We start from the raw sequence: 21,956 nt of genomic DNA on the forward strand, positions 1-21,956 counted from the left end.
GGGATGGGGCATATGAAGAGACTAGCCGGCTTTAGTCTTCTGTACATGGTGCTGTTGATTTGTTTTATAGGGGGAACTGTTTTTGCGTCTACTGAATTAGTCGAAAATGAAGAGTTTAAGATAATACCAGATTATATGAACCCCTTTTTATCTATTGAGGAAAAGGTTGACAAACTTCTATCTGTGATGACCCTGGAAGAAAAAATAGGACAGATGACCCAGGCCGAACGAAGATATATAACACCGGATGAAGTTTATCAGTACAAAATTGGTTCTATTTTGAGTGGTGGGGGTTCGACACCATTTTCTAATACACCTGAAGCCTGGGCTAACATGTATGACAGATTTCAGAAGTGGGCCATGAAGACCAGGCTAAAGATACCAATAATCTATGGTGTAGACGCAGTCCATGGACATAATAACCTCAGGGGGGCGACCATCTTTCCCCATAACATTGGCCTTGGGGCCACCCGGGATCCTGAACTGGTGGAAAAGGTAGGTAGAATTACTGCCAAAGAGGTTTCAGCCACTGGACCTGACTGGAATTTTGGTCCCTGTGTGGCAGTGGCCCGGGATGAGAGATGGGGCAGAACCTACGAAAGTTTCGGAGAGCATCCAGAATTACAAAAATTACTGGCCGGGGCCTATGTCAGGGGGTTACAGGGTCCAGAGGCAGAGATGGATGGAGAATATGTGGTGGCCTGTGCCAAGCATTATGTTGGTGATGGTGGAACTGAATGGGGAAGTGGTGATGGAGGATATTTAATTGACCGTGGCGACGTTACTGTTGATGAAAAAACCTTACGTGAAATCCACCTTCCAGGTTATATTGAAGCTATTGAAGAAGGTGTCGGTACCATTATGGTATCATTTAACAGCTATCAGGGAGTAAAAATGCATGCCCATAAATACCTGATTACTGATGTCTTAAAAGGTGAGCTGGGTTTTGACGGATTTGTTGTTTCGGACTGGAACGGAATCAATGAGATATCAGGCTACAGTTATTATGAAAAAGTAGTTAAGTCAGTTAATGCCGGAATTGATATGTTTATGGTGCCTGATAGCTGGAAGAAATTTATTTATAACCTTAAGCAGGCTGTAGAAAATGGAGATGTAAGTGAAGAGAGGATTAATGATGCGGTACGGAGAATCTTAACCGTCAAATTCAAAGCAGGTTTATTTGAAAAACCCTTTACTGATCGTAGCCATATCTCCCTGATTGGCTCAGAAGAACACCGTGAGGTAGCCCGGGAAGCAGTTCGAAAATCCCTGGTTCTATTGAAAAATGAAAATGTTCTACCCCTGGATAAGGATAGTAAAATTTATGTAGGTGGTTCCAATGCCGAAGACATTGGGAGTCAGTGTGGGGGCTGGACTATAACCTGGCAGGGACGTTCCGGTGATATTACTGAAGGGACCACAGTTCTGGAAGGTATTGAAGCAGCTATTGCTGGCCGGGGTCAGGTTGTAAATGATTTAAATCAAGCTGATGTAGCGGTAATAGTAGTAGGAGAAGACCCTTATGCTGAAGGCCGGGGGGATAATGGAAGGCTGGAATTGAAACAGGAAGATATCAGCCTGCTAGAAAAGGTCACCGGGGCCGGAAAACCGGTTGTAGTAGTTATGATTTCCGGTAGACCTTTGATTATAAGTGATTATATCGATGACTGGGATGCTTTTGTAATGGCCTGGTTACCTGGCACAGAAGGTCAGGGTATAGCTGATGTGTTATTCGGTGATTATAATTTTACTGGTAGATTACCTGTTTCCTGGCCAGAAGATGTTTCTCAGTTACCCATAAATTATGGGGATGATGATTATGACCCCTTATTCGAATATGGTACTGGCCTTAAAATGGACCTTGAGTAAAACAGAAAGGAGAGTTTTCATGAATTCTATTAGTGTAATTTTAACCGCCAGAGACACCGGAGATAGATTAAGTTTAAAAGGTGAAAAAGTATTTAAATCGGGAATAGGGAGACAGGATATAGACCTGGAATTATATCCTGATACAAGATATCAGAAAATAATCGGTTTTGGTGGGGCATTTACTGAGGCCGCTGCATATACACTGTCTAAAATAAGTTCTGATAAGAGACTTAAAATTATCGAAAGCTATTTTGATAGGGATAAAGGTCTCGGGTATAATATGGGGCGTGTTCATATCAATAGCTGCGATTTTGCCCTGGAGAACTATACTTATGTAGAAGATGGAGATAGAGAGTTAAAGACATTTGATATTTCCCGGGAACGGCAATGGGTGATACCTTTGATCAGGGATGCTATAAAGGCCAGGGGTGGTGAAATAAAATTACTGGCCTCACCCTGGAGCCCACCCGCCTGGATGAAGAGCAATGAAAATATGAATTATGGCGGTAAATTGCTGCCTGAATATAGAGATGTCTGGGCTAAATATTATACTAAATATATTAAAGCCTTTCAGGAAGAAGGATTAAATATCTGGGGAATTACTGTTCAGAATGAACCTGCAGCAGTTCAGACCTGGGATTCCTGTACATATACTGCTGAAGAAGAGCGTGATTTTGTTAAAAACCACCTCGGCCCGGTTATGCATGAAGAAGGCCTTGGTGACATTAATATCCTTATCTGGGATCATAATAGAGATATTATTGTTGACAGAGTAAAACCCATTCTGGATGACCTTGAAGCTGCTAAATATGTATGGGGGACCGCCTTTCACTGGTATGTGAGTGAAGACTTTGATAATGTGGGCCAGGTACATGAAATGTATCCTGACAAGCATTTGCTTTTTACTGAAGGTTGTCAGGAGGGTGGCTGTCAAATTGGCGAATGGTTTACGGGTGAGAGATATGGGCGTAATATCATCGGTGATTTAAATAACTGGACTGAAGGGTATCTGGACTGGAACATGGTATTGAATGAGGAAGGTGGTCCAAACCATGTGGGCAATTACTGTGATGCCCCGGTAATTGTGGATACAAATACAGAAGAGATATATTATAATAGTTCATATTATTATATTGGCCATTTCAGTAAATATATCAGGCCTGGTGCTGTCCGGATTGGTGTATCCTGTACTAATGATAATTTAAAGGCAACATCTTTCCTTAATAGTGATGGTAGTATTATACTAATTGTTATGAATGAGACAGATAATCCCACAGATTTTGCAGTATCTCTTGATAATAAGGTAGCTGACCTTACATTGCCAGCCCATGCTATTGCAACTTATATCATTACTTAAGATACTTATATAATTACTTATGATGTAAAATTAGAAAGAAAACAATTATATAAGAAGAAAACAAAAAAAGTTATCAAGAAAAAGAATGAAGAAAAAGATGCAAAGAAAATGCGATGTAGCCGTTATCCATTAAATTTGAAAAACAGTAACAAAAAATCAACGAAATAAAATTCGAGGAAGGAATTTAATATTATATCAAGAATTTAAATAACATAATGAAATCGATTACGATTATTTGTTTAAATATGAGGTGATAAAACATGGCTACCATTAAGGATATAGCAAAGATAGCAGGAGTGTCAACAGCTACGGTCTCCAGGGTAATAAATAATTACCCTGATGTCAGTGAAAAAACCAAGAAAAAAATCCTGAAAATCATGAAAGAAAATAATTACAGGCCTAATTCTGTTGCCAGAAGCCTGTCTACCAGCAAGTCTAATATTATAGGTATATTTTTTACTGACCATTTTAATACCGGAATACACCATCCCTTTTTCCGGGAGGTTATTTATGGTCTGGAGAAAATATTTGATGAAAAAGGATATGATATATTATATTTTACTAATAGAAAATGGGGAGAAAATTTCAGCTATGTAGAGAAGTGCCATGACAGGCAGGTAGATGGGGTGGTATTGATGGGGGTTCCAAAGACCGATTCCAATATCCCCAAACTTCTCGATTCCGATATACCAACTGTTTTTGTTGATCTTGATATAGTTGGTAAAAAAGCCTCATATGTTATTTCAGATAATTATAGAGGGGCAGAAATGGCTGTTAATTATCTACACAGTCTAGGCCATACCAGAATCGGGATGATTATGGGAATAAGTTCGACCAAGGTTACCAATGATAGGTTGCTTGGCTATCAGACAGCCATTAAAAATTTAGGTCTTGTCTATAACTCACAGTGGATACTCGATGGTAGATACACTGAAGAAGGTGGTTATCAGGCCATGTCTAAATATCTGGAGATGGATGAGAGGCCAACAGCTATTTTCTGTCAGAGTGATTCCATGGCAATTGGGGCTATGCAGGCCATACATGAAGCCGGTATGAGTGTCCCTGAAGATTTTTCCTTAATTGGTTTTGATGATATTGAAGTGAGCCGCTATGTAAACCCTGCTTTAACTACGATAAAACAGGATAAAATAGGTCTGGGAAGGGCAGCCGGTGAACTGTTGATAAATATTGTAGAAAATGAGAATGAAAGTCAAGCTCCTGTTATTCTTCCAGTTGAACTGGTTAAGAGAGATTCCTGTGGTCGACCTAATTTAGACATGGTTTAATATACTGTACTATTATTTTATTTTAATTTTTTTAAAAATTTTTGATTAAAAAAAAAAGGAATATTTACATATTTACAGAATACTTATTATATAGAAATACGAAACCGATTACGATTTATTATCCGATATTTTATCCTGAATCGAGAAAATGGTGGTATATTTGTATAATAATTATTAAGCTTTGTATACCATTGGAGTAAAGAAACAACCGGTCCTGGGTCAGACACAAAACCTTGCCAAGCTATAATCGAACACAACCTTAAACCGTTCTTGTATGGATTAGTTAGATACGGAGTGCCTGTGGCACAACCTTAAACCGTTCTTGTATGGATTAGTTAGATACGAAAGCAATCTTTATTATCTAAAATCGATTTATACATATAGGATTTACATATATATAATAATAACCAAATAAATATAAAAGTGCGAATTTAATTTTTATTTAAAAACGTAACCGGTTACGATTTAATACATATAATCCCTTACATTAGAATTGAGGAAGATATTATGGGTTATTACAGAAAAGTGTTTCTGTTTTGTTTAGTTTTATTGCTGGTTGTAGTATTGTCTGGATGTAGTGACTTGTTTGGTACTGTACCTGAGGATATGAACAAAGATATAAACGAAGATACGAACGGCTGGACACTTGTCTGGTCAGAAGAATTTGACCAGGACGAAATTGACCTCAGTACCTGGAATTTTGAAATAGGTAATGGACATGCAGAGGGTATACCCGGGTGGGGTAATAATGAGCTGGAATACTATACTGCTGGTGACAATGCTGAAATAATTGATGGCAAGCTAGTTATTACAGCCAGGAAAGAGAATCGAAGGGATGAGTATGGTACCTATAATTACACCTCATCCAGGATGACTACTGAAGGTAAATATGAAGTTGAATATGGAAAAATTGAGGTCCGGGCTAAACTCCCTGAAGGGCAGGGTATCTGGCCTGCTATCTGGATGCTTGGTAATGATATTGGTGAGGTTGGATGGCCTGCCTGTGGGGAAATTGATATTATGGAACTTTTAGGCCATCAACCATCTATTGTTTATGGTACAGTACATATGCCCGGTACTTCTAAAGGTAGTAGTTATAGCCTTTCTTCAGGCAAGTTTTCTGATGCCTTCCATGTCTTTGCCATCGAATGGGACAAAGATAAAATAGAATGGTATGTAGATGGACAATTATACCATGTATTTAATAAGAATGAGATTCCGGACAGTTCATGGGTATTTGACCATCCATTTTTCCTGATCCTCAATATTGCAGTTGGTGGAAACTGGCCTGGGTATCCTGATGAAACTACTATTTTCCCCCAGACTATGGAAGTGGATTATATAAGGGTTTATGAAAATATTAAACCTTAAGTTTTATTGGTAATTTGTTTCATTATAGATCTAGTTAGTTAAAATTTATTTTATATAAAAATTATTTTCATAAGATTATAAGGATTTTATATAAGATTATGATTAAAAAAATTCAGACTCAAGGGAGGAAAATGTAAATGAAAAAGTTTCCTGTACTACTTAGTTTGGTGCTGGTTCTGTTATTAGCATTACCTGCCTTTGCAGTAACTAATGTAGAGTTCAGTGGGAATGCTAACTTTAATTTCTGGGAGTTTTATGAAGTAGATGGCAAAGCCAATTATTCGATGAATGGTATCCCAGGAGCAGTATTTGGAATTGGTGATTATAAACAATCCACCAGTGATAATAAGGATGATAACCGGGAAAGGTTAGAAATGGGTTTAAATCTGAATATGAATGTTAAGGTTGATAACATAGTCAATATTGATGCTAATTTTGTTGGATTACATGAAGAGATGAATATGGACTATAACGGAACAGACGAGACATATAGTCAGGACCAGACTACTCCGAAGGATAATGCAGTTTTAAGATTAGGGGATCTTACAATAACTGCTACACCAGAATTTGGAGAAATAATTATTACTAATAATTTTAATTACAATTTTAATAATAAGGTCCTTGCTGCCCAGTTTCGTGATAACTGGGGTGATATGTCTCCTTATGGTGAAGGTATATTGATTAAGAAAGATATTGCTGGAATTTCTACTCAGAGCTTTCTGTATAAAACTGAAATTAATAGTAATGATCGCGAACAAGTTGATTTTTGGAACCCAAATTTAGAAGTCCAACAGATGGTATATGGTGTAGACCTGAAAAAAAATATTTCCCTGGGCAAGGTTGGAGCACTTCTGGTTAGAACACATGATGAACGTGCTGATGAAGCGGGAAGTTATTTTGGTAAAGACCTTGATAATACCCATATTGCTTTAACCGGTGAACTCTATCCTAATAATATGGTCAAAATTAACGGAGAATTTATTACAGCTATTTATGGTGATGATGTAGATACTATTTATAATACAGTTCCCTACGGTTGGATACCAGAACCTCAAGAGTTTGATTTATCAGCACCTGGGGCTAAAGAAGATACTAATGTAATTGAAGTGGGAGCTACTATAACTCCAATTGCTGGATTACAGCTGACAGGGACTTATAAAGATGTAGGTGAAGATTATATTGCAGTACAGGGTAACTCTCATGCACGACAGTCATGGTTTGGAGATGAGTCATTTGGTCCTGACCAGAGGTTTGATTATGTAGATGGTTGTGGTTATGAAAAAGGGTTTAAGTTAGATGGTAGTTATATGTTACCAGTTAATTTAGCTCCACAGATTACCGGGATGTTTACCCAGTATGAAGAGACCCGTAGTGCATTAAACGATGCTGCTGATAATAGTGTAACCATTGCCAGAGTTGAGACAAATGTTTCTGGTGCTTTGTGGAAAGCAGATACCTCTTATAGATGGAGAAATAATAAGGCTGCTACTGAAAATAATGGTATTTTATTTAATGAGTTTAATGTAAATGGTAGTTATACAGTATTAGATGACGGTATAACAAAAGTTGGTTTAACTGGTGAAGTTAATTATTATACGGGTAGTGATGAAGAGGTTGAAGATAATAAAAACTTTGCTAACGAAATCCGGGTTAGAGCTGGTGTTAATGGTAGCTATAAGTTAAATAACAGGGTTGATTTGACTGCCAGCTATGACTTTGGTATAGCCAGAGAAGATAGTGATCTATTAACAGGTAGTGCTATGCAAAACCTATTTAAGGCTGGATTAAGTTATAAGGTTAGTCAAAACACTACTTTTACTATTGGTTATCAGTTTGATGCTTATCAACTGAATGATATTAATGACCCTGATGATGATTTTGTTACTGCAATGAGCAAAAGAGAGGCCCATCATATATGGTATGATGGTGCGGAAAGCTGGCAACCTAGAAATCCAGACTATGAAGGTTATACAACTCACTCAGTTAAAGCCTCTTACAATATAACATTCTAGAAGTTATATTGCCACGGTGTTCAGGTAAAGATACCTGAACACCCGATGGCAGTTTTCTGGATTATGTCCTATTATTAGGATTTAACTTAATTCTATATTTTAATAGATTTATACGGTAACACCATTATATGACAGGGGGTAAAAAAATGAAGAAGTTGTCAATTCTGGCGATTTTGTTGGTAGGGTTACTGGTCCTGGCTGGTTGTAGTAAAGATGCAAATGATGTCAATAGTGCTGTTAAACATACTTTAACAGTAACTGTTACAGATGAAGCCACTCAAGCTGCAATTGAAGGAGCAACAGTAACAGTTGATGAGGCAAGTAAAACTACAGATGCAAATGGTGTAGCTCAGTTTGAATTAACAGATGGAACCTATGATATAACTGTAACAGCTGAGGGATATGAAAGTAAATCAGGTTCAGTTACAATTGATGGGAAAGACTCCACTCTTGATGTAACATTAACTGCTGGTACTGGTGGATCAACAGATTTTGTCCTGATTACTTCTAATAGTGGTGAGGAAACTGATATATATGTTGACTGGGATTATGATAATAATATAGGGAATATTGCTGCAGATGCCTGGGGGTCAGGAACAACTATAACTCAAGATTCTAGTTATAATAATACACCTTGCTGGGAATTAACTACAGGAGATGGCTGGGGTACTGTATTAGCTTTTATGGGAGATATCTATAATGTAGATCAAATTGCAGAGTTCCCGGTAGATTTAACAGCTGACAGTGTTATCAGCTTTTCTGTAGCGACTACAGGCGATTATGATGAATTGAGAGTAAAAGTAGTGGGTGAAGAAAACGAAAAAGAAATAGCCATAGATAGTTTTGACAATACAAGTACTGACTGGCAGACTGTACAGGTTACTACTGATCAGTTTTCAGAAGTAGTCCCGGCAAATGTGACTCAAATAGCAATAATTGCTTTTGGTGGAACAGCTGGAACTTCCAAAGTTTATGTAACAGATTATACAATCAGTAATGCAGAGGTTGTAATTCCAAAGCCACAACCTGAAACTTATACATTAACAGTAACTGTAACAGATGATAGTCAAGTTGCAATTGAAGGTGCCACAGTAACAGTTAACGGGACAAGTAAAACAACAGATGCAAGTGGTGTGGCTACATTTGATTTGCCAGATGGAACTTATACAGTAAATGTAAGTGCTGATGGCTATGCTAATGGTTCAGGTTCAGTAACTATTGATGGAGCAGATAAGTCTGTAGATGTATCATTAACAAGTCTTGAAGTCACTTCTACTTTGACAGTAAATGTTAAAAATGCTGTCAGTGGAGCAGTAATTGAAGGAGCAGCAGTAACAGTTGATGGAACTGAAATTGTAACAGATGCAAATGGAGTAGCTCAGTTTGATTTAGTAGATGGGGATTACACAATTAATGTAAGTGCGAATGGTTATAATACTGTTTCTCAAGATGTAACAATAGCTGGAGCTGATAAAACTGTAGATATATCTTTAACTACAGATGCTCCGTCTTTATTTAATAGCAGCTTTACAGTATTTAATGAAGCTCCAATAACAGCTCTGCAAGCTAGTTATGAAGTATCAACTACAGAAATAACAGAAGGTGATAGTTCAATCAAGGTAACATATCCAGGAGATAACTGGGGAGGAATTTATGTAGAAATTTCTACTCCAGTAGATTTAAGTTCATATGATGGAGGTAATTTAGTATTTGATATTAAATTGCCCACTACTATAAAAGATATTGGTGTAAAGTTAGAAGGGCCAAAAGGAACAGGAGTGCAGGTGCAACTCGCTAACTATACCGGAACTGATGCTGGAAATGGATGGATGACCTATACAATTCCTTTATCAGATTTAGGTATAGACTTAACTCAAGTAGCAGTAGGCTTTGGGTTATGGAATCCAACAGATGGAACAGCACTTGATGCCTGGGCAGGTGGAGATGTTTATATTGATAATGTAAGGTTTGAATAAGTATTAAAGTAAATTTTAGTTCCACCAACATCACCGGGCTTAAACACCCGGTGATGTTGGTGAATATTTAAATATTTAAAGGAATTTATAAAGAAACACGAACCACAAGACACTTATTTTTATTTGGTAAAGGAAATTAATTATAAATTATAGAGGACTCATATTATTGTTGATTAGATTAATGGACAGTGCCCTGTTGAAGGGGTAAATTTAAATAAAAGTCTGGCAATACATTTACATATTGAATTTACATTCTTTATATAGATTTTTATCTATTAGAAATAAAGGAGGAATAGTATTGAAAATAAGACAGAATAAGGTTTGGCTTGTAGCAACATTAGGATTAATTATGTTATTAGTTCTGGCAGGGTGTAAAAGTGGGGTATCTGAAGGAACATCCAGTTTACTGGTTAATGTCCAGGATGGTAATTCCCAGACAGAGATTAAAGTGTTAGATGACAGTGGAGAAGTTGCCAGTAAAACAGGTAAAACAGCTAAGTTTGAATTGTCAAATGGTGTTTATAAGGTTGAAGTCGGTAATAAAATATTTGATGTTTACTTAACAGGTGACACCACTTTAGATGTTATTTTAGGAGAAGATGAAAATTTAATTGGTAGTGGATTTTTTAATGAACCCTTATCTAACAAGAAAATAGCTGGAGACGGATATGTAGATACAGAAGGCAACTGGGTAGCATACTTGAATACTGGAGGTGGAGGTAGAGCTACTGTTAAGAATGGCAGGGTGATATACCAGGTTACTAATGCAGGCTCTCAACCATATTCAGTACAATTGATTCAGGCACCAGTTAAGATTGAAAAAGGAGCTAAATATAAAGTTAGCTTTGATGCTAAGGCTGCGGATGGCAAAACTATTGCCATTAAGGTTGGTGCTATAGCTGACCGGGCCTGGGAGGCGTATGCACAACAAAATATTAAGTTAACAGGAAACTGGGAGAGCTATGAATTTGAGTTTACAATGATGGCAGAAACAAATGAAATGGCCCGCTTTGAGTTCTGGTTTATAGATACAGGTATCTATGAACTTGATAATATTAAATTAGTAAAAGTCGAAGAGAACGCAATATCGACAGAAGGAACAAAGACCGAAGCTGATGAGGATTTAGTAGAAGATTGGGAATTAGTCTGGAGTGACGAATTTGATGAGATAAGAGAAGATGTCTGGACTTTTGAAGTAGGGAATGGCCATAAGCAGGGTATTCCTGGCTGGGGAAATAATGAGCTACAGTATTATACTGATGGTGATAATGCCCATATTAAAGATGGAAAATTGGTGATAACCGCTAAAGAAGAAGAAATAAGTGATTCTCATGGTAGCTACAACTATACTTCAACTAGAATGATAACCAAAGGTAAATTTAGTATGAAATACGGTAGGGTTGAAGTAAGGGCTAAGATGCCAGAAGGGAAAGGTATTTGGCCAGCTATCTGGATGTTAGGGACTGATATTGATGAAAATCCCTGGCCAGCCTGTGGAGAGATAGATATTGCAGAGGTTATTGGTAATACTCCGAATATAGTTCATGGTACAATCCATGGGCCAATAAGTACTTATACTGGAATTAGTGCAGGTTATATACTGCCAGATGGCAAGAAGTTCTCTGATGATTTTCATATATTTGCTCTGGAATGGGATGAAGATGAGCTAGAATTTTATGTTGATGATGTACTATATCATGTCGTCAATAAAGATGAAGTAGGCGGACAGGAGTGGGTTTATGATAAACCATTGTTTTTTATCCTGAATGTAGCTGTTGGAGGTAACTTGCCAGGTTACCCAGATGGAACTACAGAATTCCCACAGACAATGGAAGTCGATTATATTAGAGTTTATGAAGATAAAGACCCTGCTTCTATAGATGGAGAAGAGAGATGGGATTCTGAATATGAACTCAAGTGGAGAGAAATGAAGGAGAAAGAAGAATCTTCTAAAGAAAAGAAAAATGCTGATCTTACTATAAATCGTGTTGTTAATGGTGCTTTTGATAGTGAAATTGTTAATGATGTAGAGGCTCACCGTGATAACTGGTATGTTCTGATTGAAGAAGGTGGAGAAGTAAATTCTTTTGGTGTAGAGAATGGAGAGTTTATTATGGATATAGCTAATCCCGGTAGTAAAGCGTCAAATGTACAATTTGCCCAGTGTTTAAAATTGGAACCTGGCTCTATTTATAAGGTGAGTTTTGATGCCAGGGCAGAAGATGCCAGGGATATAAATGTAAAAATGTTGCATCCCACTAAACATACGGTTTATGGAGAAGAAACTATAGGACTCAATCCTACTATGGAAAGCTATAGTTTGGAAGTTGAGTTTCCAGGGAATGTCAGTGAAGTTGTTAACCTATCGTTCGAGTTGGGCGCTCTCAGTGATCAGAGTAAGGCTACCCGTGTGTACTTAGATAATGTAAAAATTGAAAAAATAAGGGGAGTCAATTACACAGAATATGGTAATTGCCTGCTGGATAACGGGGAACTATTATTTGGAAATCCAGATTACCATGCTATTTCATATAGTGGTTACCGAAAGAATGTTAGAAGAGAGAGTACAGTTCCCACTGTTGAGCAGATAAAAGACGATATGAAAATTCTGGAGGCAATGGGTGTCAAATTATTAAGGACCTATAATACTAATGAGTTCTCCCAGAGTGAAAAAATCCTGAAGGCTATCAGTGAACTAAAGGAAGAAGACCCTGATTTTGAAATGTATGTTATGTTAGGTGCCTGGATATCATGTGAAGGTGCTTATACAGACAGTGTTAATCATAATGTAGAAGATGAAGATAAAAATAAAGGCGAAATAGATAAAGCTATTGAACTTGCAGCTAAATATCCCCAGATTGTCAAGGCAATTGCGGTAGGAAATGAAGCTATGGTAAGGTGGCAAGCCCATTATGTTCCAGCAGAAGTTATCTTGAAATGGGTAAATTACTTAAGAGAAGCTAGAGAAAATGGAGATATTCCCGGGGAGACCTTAATAACAAGTTCCGATAACTTTGCAGCCTGGGGAGGAGAGGGTAGTTATCGCAGTAAAACTTTAAAAGATTTAGTTAAAGCTGTTGACTTTGTTTCCCTTCATACCTATCCTTTCCATGATACACATTATGTTTCAAAGTTCTGGAAGACTCCAGAAGAAAATAAAGACCTTTCAGATAAAGAGAAGATTGATAATGCAATGAAAAGAGCTTTTGAACGGGCTAAAAATCAATACCAATTGGTAAAAGAGTATGTTCGCAGTATTGATCCTGAGAAACCAATACACATTGGTGAGACTGGCTGGGCAAGTGTGTCCACTGACTTGTATGGTTCAGGTGGTTCCAGGGCAGCTGATGAATATAAACAGAAACAATATTATGATCAGATAAGAGAATGGAGCGATGCCTGTAATATTAGTGTCTTCTTTTTTGAGGGATTTGATGAGCCATGGAAGGGTTCAAACAACCCGGGACACTCTGAGAAACACTTTGGATTATTTACTGTTGATGGTAAAGCAAAATATGTGTTGTGGGACCTGGTAGATAAAGGTATCTTTGATGGTCTGACCAGGGATGGTAATCCTGTAAAGAAAACCTATAATGGTGATGAAAGTGCCTTAATGGAAGATGTGCTAACACCGCCACTGGCTCAGAACCATACTGCAGGAGCTGCAGTAACAGAAGACACTTATGTTGTATTAGATACAAAGAAAAATACTGAAACAAATAGCTATCTTGCTATTCCGGCAATTGTAAATCCATGGGAAGGAACCTGTGGAATGGGTTTAACTGATGATGGAATAGTTGAGATAACTACAGGAACTGGAAACTGGTGGGGATGTGGCCTGGAGATAAGAGAAGGCGTAAATCTAAGTAATTTTGCCAATGGTCATCTCCATTTTGATATCAAAGGTGACACCAGTTCATCCTTTAACATTGGTTTCCAGACAGGAGTATATGGGAGTAGTGAACGTCCCCAGACTAATAACTACGTAACCTTTGGTCCTGGTAGATCATATCAGTTAACAAGAAACTGGAAATCCTATTCAATACCTGTTAGTGAGTTAATGAAAGGTGCAGATTTAACTGATGTAACCTCGTTACTATATCTAATGGGAGATGCTAACTTTGATGGCCGTAAAATCTATGTCAAAAATGTTTATTATACTCAAGATTAGTAGAGTAATTCTTTAAATTGTTCCCTCCCTATTTTTTAAAGTGAGGGGGATCATTAATCCCCATGATTCCCCTCCACTATAAAATGTTGAAAAAGTAATCATTCTATTTTTATATGAATATATTTTTATAAAAAAAATTATTAAAAAAATTAAAATAAAGAAGGAATTTAAAAAACTATCGCGTAATTATATAATAGAGGGTACCGAAAACGGTTACAATTAAATAAAGTAAATGGGGGACTGAATATGGTTACCATTAAAGATATAGCAAGAATAGCAGGAGTATCAACAGCAACAGTCTCCAGGGTAATAAATAATTACCCACAAGTGAATGAAAAAACAAAGAAAAAAGTCCTAGAAGTAATGAAGGAGAATAATTACAGGCCAAATTCAGTTGCCAGGAGTTTATCGACCAGTAGATCATATACTATAGGTATCTTTTTTACAGATCACTTTGACACTGGTCTACGGCATCCCTTTTTTCGTGAGGTTATTTACGGTTTAGAGAAAATATTTGGACAAAAGGGATATGATATATTATATTTTACCAAAAGAAACTGGGATGATAAATGTAGTTATGTTGACAAGTGCAGGGATAGACATGTTGATGGTGTAGTCCTGATGGGAGTATCCAGAGAAGATACAAATCTTCCCCAACTACTGGATTCAGGAATCCCTACAGTATTTATCGATGTGGACATTATTGGTAAAAGGGCTTCTTATGTTACTCTCAATAATACTGATGGGGCAAAAATGGCTGTTAATTATCTTTACAGTTTAGGTCACACTAAAATAGGTATGATTATGGGTATCAGTTCAACCAAGATTGCTCATGATAGATTTCTCGGGTATCAGATGGCTTTAAAAGATTTAAGTTTATCATATAATCCGGACTGGGTATTAAATGGTTTGTTTTCTGAAGAAGGTGGCTACCGGGCTATGAATAAATTTCTGAAAATGATAGATAGACCGACGGCAATCTTCTGCCAGAGTGATACCATGGCCATAGGTGCAATGAAAGCCATTAAAGAAGCAAAGATGAACGTTCCTGGTGATTTCTCAATCATAGGTTTTGATGATATTGAAATTAGTAAATATGTAAAACCGGCTTTGACTACCATAAGACAGGATAAAGTAAAGTTGGGCAGGGCTGCAGGGAAACTTCTGTTAAATATTATTAATAATGACCTGGATGGTTATAAGCCCGTAATTCTACCTGTTAAATTGATAAAGCGTAAATCCTGTGCTAAATTGAGATGATTTATTTTATGCAATAATGTAATCGATTTCGATATTAGAAATATTTGTTTAATTAAAAATTTTACAGTTATATCTTTAAATTGAATTATTCTAATTAAATTATCTAATTAAATTGTTCTAAATGTAGAGGAGAGGAGTGATCCCGTGAAAATAAGCAATAATGGAAGTTTTGTGATCAGTAATTATCAACAACAAAAAACATTTGCCAGCTTTCTGCCTGGTATTGCCGGTGAAATGGGAGTACCGGTCTGGGCTTTTTATGTAAACAGGGGACAGGGAATTGCTGGTTTTGGAATTAAAGATAAGGATCATGCCATAATGGAGTTCAATCCATCCAATAAAGCATATCAGGTTACTCCTTTAAAGGGGTTTAGAACCTTTATAAAATTTATAAATTCAAATAATATCTATGAACCCTTTACTGGTTCCTCAGAAAAAGTTAAAACTAAAATGATTATTGAGCCCCACGCACTGGTAATAAAAGAGGTAAACAAAGAACTGGGTCTTGAGGTCAAGGTTAAATATTTTATCCTCCCTGGAGAGACTTTTGGAGCCCTGGTAAGGAGGGTATACATAAAGAATATTTCAGAAAATCCTTTTGAATTAGAGGTACTTGATGGCCTACCTGAGATAATTCCTGAAGGGATATCTCACCTGGCTTTAAAGGAAGTAAGTCAAACCATGTCAGCCTGGTGCAGGGTTTATAATCTTGAACATAAGATGCCCTTTTTCAGGCTAAGGGCAACGGCTGATGATACTCCTGAGGTAAGGAAGATGGAGTCTGGTCACTTCTATCTTTCTTATCACTCGAATGAGAATGGAATTAATCTTTTAAAACCACTGGTTGATCCGGAAGTGATTTTTGACCAGGATAAATCCTTCATTAAGCCTGTTAATTTTTATCATAGTTCCCTGTTAAATTATCAGGGAAGACAGCTTTTGGAAAACCGTTATCCATCAGCTATGGCTGCAGCTGTATGTGTCTTAAAACCCGGTGAAGAAGAGGTTATAAATTCGTTCTATGGACATACCGGGAATCAAAATAACCTCAATTCGATAAAAGAAAGGGTTTTAAAACCTGGCTATATTGATTCTAAAGAAAGGGAAAATATTGCCCTGCATAATTATTATCTCGATAAAATCCTGACGGTAAGTAATTATTCTGAATTTGATCAGTACTGCCGCCAGACCTTTTTAGATAATATTCTCAGGGGAGGATTTCCACATCAAATAGGTGGCCATGTTTACCACCTATTTTCCCGTAAGCATGGAGACCTGGAGAGGGATTATAATTTCTTTCAGCTGGAACCAAATTATTATTCACAGGGGAATGGTAATTACAGAGATGTAAACCAGAACCGCAGGTGTGATAATTTCTTTAACCCAGAAGTTCAGGAAACAAATATTAAATTATTTGCAAACCTGATACAGCCAGATGGCTATAACCCCCTGGTAATCAAGGGCCTGGTCTTTAAACTGAATAAGGAAGACAGGGCCGATATTTTAAAACTGGTATCCAATAAGAAAAATATACTGGAGAAGAAATTAAATGAAGAATTTACCCCCGGAAACCTGGCCAACTTTATAATAAATCATCATATTGAACTTTCTGTACCAGTGGATGAGTTTATTAATCGACTTATGGAAAAAGCAGAAAGTAGAATTTCAGCGGAACACGGGGAAGGCTTCTGGGTTGATCACTGGACTTATCTCCTTGATTTAATAGAAAATTATCTGGCAGTTTATCCTGAAAAATCAGGAGAGCTTCTGGTAAATGATAACACCTATACCTATTATGATAATTTTGTCAGGGTACAGCCCCGTGACAAAAAATATGTACTGAGTGACCTCGGTCCCAGACAGTTTGGGGCAGTGGTAGCTGATGAAGAAAAACAGAAGGAGATAAAAGAGCGGGAATTCAACCAAGACCAGGTACGTACTGGATATGGTCGGGGAGATATATTGTATACTAACCTGCTGGTAAAATTACTGACGATAGTAACCAATAAAATATCTTCCCTTGATCCTGAAGGAACCGGAGTTGAAATGGAGGCCAATAAACCCGGCTGGTATGATGCCCTCAATGGACTACCGGGAATATTTGGTTCATCTACCCCCGAGACCATGGAACTATACAGGCTGGTAAATTACCTGTTAGATAAAATTAAAGATGTACAATCATCAGGGAAGCATTTATCAATAGAGTTGCCAGAAGAAATTTATGAATTTATAAATGGTTTGAAACAGGAATTAGAAACATGGCAGAGAGAAAAAGATGACTTTTTATACTGGGATAAAACAGCTGAACTTAAAGAAAAATACCGTGATAAAGTGTTTAAGGGTTTCAGTGGTAAGCTAATTAACATGCAAATTGAAGAAATTATTAATTTCCTGGAAATGAGTCAGGAAAAACTATTAACTGCCATTGAGAAGGCTTATAACCCTGACACTGGCCTTTATAATACCTATTATTACTATCTCCCGGAAGAGTATGACAGGACAGGGGAGTATTCTCCAGAGGGTTACCCCTGTATCAGGGTAAAGAGTTTTAAACAGCATGTACTTCCTCCGTTTCTCGAAGGACAGGTAAGGGCCATGAAGATTATGGGTGATAAGGAAAAGGCACTGCAGTTACACCGGAGTGTGTGTCAGAGTGAGCTTTATGATAAAAAATTAAAAATGTTCCGGCTCAATGGAGACTTATCAGAAATGCCTGATGACATTGGAAGAGCCAGGGCATTTAGCCCGGGTTGGCTTGAAAATGGTTCTATATGGTTACACATGGAATATAAATACCTTCTTGAGTTAATAAAAGGTGGTCTGTATGATGAGTTTTATCAGGCCATGAAAGATGCTCTGATACCTTTTCTGGATCCGGTTATGTACGGCAGGAGTATCTTAGAGAATAGTTCATTTATTATGAGCAGTTTAAATCCTGATACAGAAAACCACGGCCGTGGGTATATTGCCCGTTTAAGTGGTTCAACGGCTGAATTTATACACATCTGGTCACTGCTTGCTTTTGGGCCTCAACCGTTTGTTTACCGAAATGGTATATTATCTTTTAATCCTGAACCAATTCTGGACAGTGACATGTTTACCAGGGAGGAAAAAGAAATAAGTTTCCAGTTAACTAAATCCCGGAAAATGACTATTACGATTCCTGAAAATTCATTTGCTTTCCGGTTAATGGGTCATACACTAGCCATCTATCATAATCCGGGTAGGAAAAGGACATTTGGTGATAACAGGGCCAGAGTTAAAAAGTTTGTTCTATCAATTAATGGAGAGGAAGTCCTCGTACAGGGGAATGAACTTAAGGAAGAATATGCCGAAAAACTGCGTAATAATGAAGTTGATAGACTTGATATGTATCTTGAGTAAAATTCATACCCCTGAAAATAGACCTTAAAGGAGGTGGTGAAACAACTACATTAAGATACAGGGGTTAAGTATTATATAAAAAAGCTAATTTTTTAAAGGGGGAATATATTAATGAAGAAGTTTGCCGTGATTGCTGTAGTGGCTCTGCTGGTAGTTTCAATGTTCAGTCTTTCTATAGCTGCCAAGACAAAGATTAAGGTGGCCTGTTTCCCTGATCAGGACTCTGGCTTTGAAGCAATTTTAGATCAATTCCATGCTGAACATCCTGATATTGAGGTAGAGCTGGTAGTTAATGGTTTTGCCGATCACCACAACACTCTGCTTACCCAGATTGCTGCCGGGGCAGAGGTACCTGATGTTGCCATGATTGAAATTGGGTATATTGCCAACTTTGTCTCCAAAGGTGGTTTTGTAAATCTCCTCGAAGAACCATATAACGCTGGCCAGTTTAAGGAAAATATCGTTCCCTATAAATGGGCACAGGGAAGTACTGATGACGGCCGCTTAATTGCTTTTCCAACTGATATTGCACCGGGTACAATTTATTATCGCAGGGATAAACTGGCTGAACTTGGCTATGAAATTGAAGATATGAAGACTTTAGAAGACTGGATTGAAGCCGGTTCTCAATTTGCTAAAGACTTAGATGGTGACGGTGTCAATGATCGCTGGTTACTGGCTGACGCTACTGATATTTTCTTTATGATTGCTAAAAGTGGTGAAGAACTTTACTTTAATGAAGACGGTGAGTGTATAGTTGATTCCCCAAGGTTTATCAAGGCCTTTAAGGCTGCCAAGATGGTCAGGGATATGGGACTCGATGCCAGGATAGGTGCCTGGACCAATGAATGGTATTCTACCTTTAAAGATGGTACAGTCTTAATGCAACCTTCAGGAGCATGGCTTGGTGGCCATATCCGTAACTGGATTGCTCCTGACACAGCAGGCAAATGGGGTGTAACCAACCTCCCGGATGGAATGTACTGTAACTGGGGTGGATCCTTTGCAGCTATACCGGAGAAAGCTGAACATAAGGAAGAAGCCTGGGAATTTATTAAATTTATTGCCACCAGAAAGGATACCCAGATTGCCCAGTTTAAAGCTTCAAATATCTTCCCGGCCTGGATGCCTGCCTTTGATGACCCGGTCTTTCAGGAAGAAATGGAATTCTATGGTGGACAGAAGGCCCGTTTACTCTGGCTTGAAGCAGCCAAGAAGATTCCTAATGTTGTAACCAATAAATATGATGTTATTGCTGAAGAGATTGTTACTGCAGCCCTGACAGATGTACTTAATAATGATGCTGATCCTGTAGAAGCACTCAGGGAAGCTAAAAGAATGATTGAAAGAAGGATGAGAAGAAGGTAAACATTAAATATGGGGGTGGGGTATCCCACCCCTTTAATAAGGAGGGTTAACATGAGACTAAGTAAAAAAGTAGCACCATATGTGTTTATTTCACCGTTCTACATCCTGTTCTTTATCTTTGGTGCTTTCCCAATCCTGTATTCCTTTTTCTTAAGTTTTCATATCTGGGATGGAATAAGCCCTAAAGAATTTGTGGGTCTGGAAAATTATCTATTTGTCCTGACAGATCCCTGGTTCTGGCAATCGGTCTGGAATACATTAGTTATCTTTGTATTGACAACTATACCCCAGCATGTAATTGCCCTGTTTTTAGCCTTTATTTTAAATTCTAAACTGGTAAAATTCAAGGCCTTATTCAGGTCTTCATACTTTTTGCCTTATATTACCTCTTCAGTAGCAGTGGCCATGATATTTGGGATGTTATACGGAGAACATTACGGGATATTAAATGCAATTCTAAAATATGTAGCTAATTTCCCGCCGATTGGAGCCCTTTTTGAAAGTATTGGCTTAAATTTACCGGTCAGATGGTTGGGTGAGGCAGCCTGGATCAAGCCATCGATTGCCTTGCTTGTAACCTGGCAGTTTACAGGCTGGAATTTAATTATTTATTATGCCGGGTTAAAAAATATTCCCCACAACCTATATGAAGCCGCCAGGGTAGATGGGGCCAACATGAGGCAAATATTCTTCAAAATTACCCTGCCAATGTTGCGGCCGGTTATTTTCTTTGGAATTACTCTGTCTATTATTGGTAACCTTCAGCTTTTTGAACAACCCTTTATTTTAACTGGAGGGACCGGTGGCACTGGCCGGGCCGGTTTGACTACAGCCCTGTATTTATACCGGACTGGTTTTAACTGGAATATGTTTGGAACAGGTAGTGCAATGGCTTATATTCTTTGTATCTTTATTATTATTCTATCTTTAATAAATATGAAAATATTTCAGAAAAGATAAGGGGGGAACAATGTGGAGTTACAGTTAAATAAGAAAGAAAATATCACCAAAGAAAATGTTACCATAGATAAGAAGCAAAAGGACTGGGTTAAGGTCCTCAAAAAAGCACTTCTTTATTTTATTTTGATTTTCGGGGTGTTAATTACATTTTTCCCATTTTATTATATGATAGTCCTGGCAACCCGTAGTGTTGAAGAAATTTTTAATTTTCCACCCCCCCTCTGGTTTGGTAATGCTGCTCAGGAGAACATACAGATTTTGCTGGATAAGCTGCCATTTTTCCAGAATATCTTTAATTCAATCATTGTTGCCACTCTGGCTACCTTACTGGTATTGTTTTTCTGTTCCCTCGGGGGGTATGGTTTTGCTAAATATAACTTCAGGGGAAAAGAAAAATTATTCTTTCTTATGTTAGCCAGTATGATGATTCCACCATTATTATCAATTATACCCTGGTTTATTATGATGAAAGCCTTTGGCTGGATCAATAGCTTTAAACCATTAATTATACCAGGGGCTGCCAATGCCTTTGGTATTTTCTTGATGAGGCAGTTTATGGAAGAAATACCTGATGAGATTATTGATGCAGCCAGGATTGATGGTGCCGGGGAGTTTGAAATTTATTATAAAATTGCCCTACCTTTAAGCAAACCAGGGATGGCTACTTTAGGTATCCTGACTTTCCTGGGTTCCTGGAATAACTTTATGGGCCCCCTGCTTGTACTCCAGGAAAAAACAAAATACACCATACCTGTTGCCCTCTCAAAGCTAAATGGTAACTTTGAAACTCCCTGGGGAGCAACGATGATGGGTACTGCTCTCGGGGTTTTCCCGATAGTACTGGCCTTTGTTCTGGCATCTAAATATTTTATTTCTGGTTTAACGACAGGTGCTACCAAGGGATAATTTAATTGGTTGGTCAGGTTGGCAGAAACAATGGGT

Annotated in this window: 12 protein-coding genes; all 12 read left to right on the forward strand. The window is 37.7% G+C overall.

Annotated elements, in window-relative coordinates; all coding sequences use genetic code 11:
- The first annotated feature begins 12 nt into the window (after positions 1-12).
- The 12 genes from HORE_RS02230 to HORE_RS02290 all read left to right on the forward strand — a co-directional run bounded on the left by HORE_RS02230 (position 13) and on the right by HORE_RS02290 (position 21,920).
- On the forward strand, positions 13-1,869 hold the full coding sequence (locus HORE_RS02230; protein WP_012635364.1) for a glycoside hydrolase family 3 protein: 1,857 nt from the start codon (positions 13-15) through the stop codon (positions 1,867-1,869).
- A gap of 19 nt (positions 1,870-1,888) precedes the next feature.
- Entirely contained in the window at positions 1,889-3,226 is a 1,338-nt protein-coding gene (locus HORE_RS02235) for a glycoside hydrolase family 30 protein (protein WP_012635365.1), read from the forward strand.
- 260 nt (positions 3,227-3,486) lie between these two features.
- Complete coding sequence (locus HORE_RS02240; protein ID WP_012635366.1) at positions 3,487-4,512, forward strand: LacI family DNA-binding transcriptional regulator; 1,026 nt, start codon at positions 3,487-3,489, stop codon at positions 4,510-4,512.
- 549 nt (positions 4,513-5,061) lie between these two features.
- Positions 5,062-5,883: a glycoside hydrolase family 16 protein gene (locus HORE_RS02245; protein WP_226984180.1), complete on the forward strand. Its 822-nt coding sequence runs from the start codon at positions 5,062-5,064 to the stop codon at positions 5,881-5,883.
- Between the two features lie 137 nt (positions 5,884-6,020).
- A complete protein-coding gene (locus tag HORE_RS02250; protein ID WP_012635368.1) occupies positions 6,021-7,895 on the forward strand; it encodes a porin family protein in 1,875 nt (624 codons plus the stop codon).
- 146 nt (positions 7,896-8,041) lie between these two features.
- Positions 8,042-9,871: a carboxypeptidase regulatory-like domain-containing protein gene (locus HORE_RS02255; protein ID WP_012635369.1), complete on the forward strand. Its 1,830-nt coding sequence runs from the start codon at positions 8,042-8,044 to the stop codon at positions 9,869-9,871.
- A gap of 298 nt (positions 9,872-10,169) precedes the next feature.
- Positions 10,170-14,042 carry a family 16 glycosylhydrolase gene (locus tag HORE_RS13035; RefSeq protein ID WP_012635370.1) on the forward strand — a complete coding sequence of 1,291 codons (3,873 nt, stop codon included), beginning with the start codon at positions 10,170-10,172 and terminating at the stop codon, positions 14,040-14,042.
- A 246-nt stretch (positions 14,043-14,288) separates the two neighbouring features.
- Positions 14,289-15,302 (forward strand): LacI family DNA-binding transcriptional regulator, encoded by a 1,014-nt coding sequence (locus tag HORE_RS02270; RefSeq protein ID WP_012635371.1) that lies wholly within the window; start codon positions 14,289-14,291, stop codon positions 15,300-15,302.
- Between the two features lie 144 nt (positions 15,303-15,446).
- On the forward strand, positions 15,447-18,686 hold the full coding sequence (locus tag HORE_RS02275; protein ID WP_012635372.1) for a hypothetical protein: 3,240 nt from the start codon (positions 15,447-15,449) through the stop codon (positions 18,684-18,686).
- A gap of 111 nt (positions 18,687-18,797) precedes the next feature.
- Positions 18,798-20,054, forward strand: coding sequence for an extracellular solute-binding protein (locus tag HORE_RS02280; protein WP_012635373.1), 1,257 nt, complete (start codon positions 18,798-18,800; stop codon positions 20,052-20,054).
- Between the two features lie 51 nt (positions 20,055-20,105).
- Positions 20,106-21,014 (forward strand): carbohydrate ABC transporter permease, encoded by a 909-nt coding sequence (locus HORE_RS02285; RefSeq protein ID WP_012635374.1) that lies wholly within the window; start codon positions 20,106-20,108, stop codon positions 21,012-21,014.
- 12 nt (positions 21,015-21,026) lie between these two features.
- Positions 21,027-21,920, forward strand: coding sequence for a carbohydrate ABC transporter permease (locus tag HORE_RS02290; protein ID WP_012635375.1), 894 nt, complete (start codon positions 21,027-21,029; stop codon positions 21,918-21,920).
- Positions 21,921-21,956: the final 36 nt, after the last annotated feature.

Origin of the sequence: Halothermothrix orenii H 168, assembly GCF_000020485.1 — a bacterium.
Lineage (GTDB): Bacteria > Bacillota > Halanaerobiia > Halanaerobiales > Halothermotrichaceae > Halothermothrix > Halothermothrix orenii.

What these genes read in the sequence shown, in the direction of transcription:
- HORE_RS02255 (WP_012635369.1), top strand. Translation starts at nt 8,042, where the DNA reads ATGAAGAAGTTGTCAATTCTGGCGATTTTGTTGGTAGGGTTACTGGTC.
- HORE_RS02235 (WP_012635365.1), top strand. Translation starts at nt 1,889, where the DNA reads ATGAATTCTATTAGTGTAATTTTAACCGCCAGAGACACCGGAGATAGA.
- HORE_RS02240 (WP_012635366.1), top strand. Translation starts at nt 3,487, where the DNA reads ATGGCTACCATTAAGGATATAGCAAAGATAGCAGGAGTGTCAACAGCT.
- HORE_RS02280 (WP_012635373.1), top strand. Translation starts at nt 18,798, where the DNA reads ATGAAGAAGTTTGCCGTGATTGCTGTAGTGGCTCTGCTGGTAGTTTCA.
- HORE_RS02285 (WP_012635374.1), top strand. Translation starts at nt 20,106, where the DNA reads ATGAGACTAAGTAAAAAAGTAGCACCATATGTGTTTATTTCACCGTTC.
- HORE_RS02250 (WP_012635368.1), top strand. Translation starts at nt 6,021, where the DNA reads ATGAAAAAGTTTCCTGTACTACTTAGTTTGGTGCTGGTTCTGTTATTA.
- HORE_RS02230 (WP_012635364.1), top strand. Translation starts at nt 13, where the DNA reads ATGAAGAGACTAGCCGGCTTTAGTCTTCTGTACATGGTGCTGTTGATT.
- HORE_RS02270 (WP_012635371.1), top strand. Translation starts at nt 14,289, where the DNA reads ATGGTTACCATTAAAGATATAGCAAGAATAGCAGGAGTATCAACAGCA.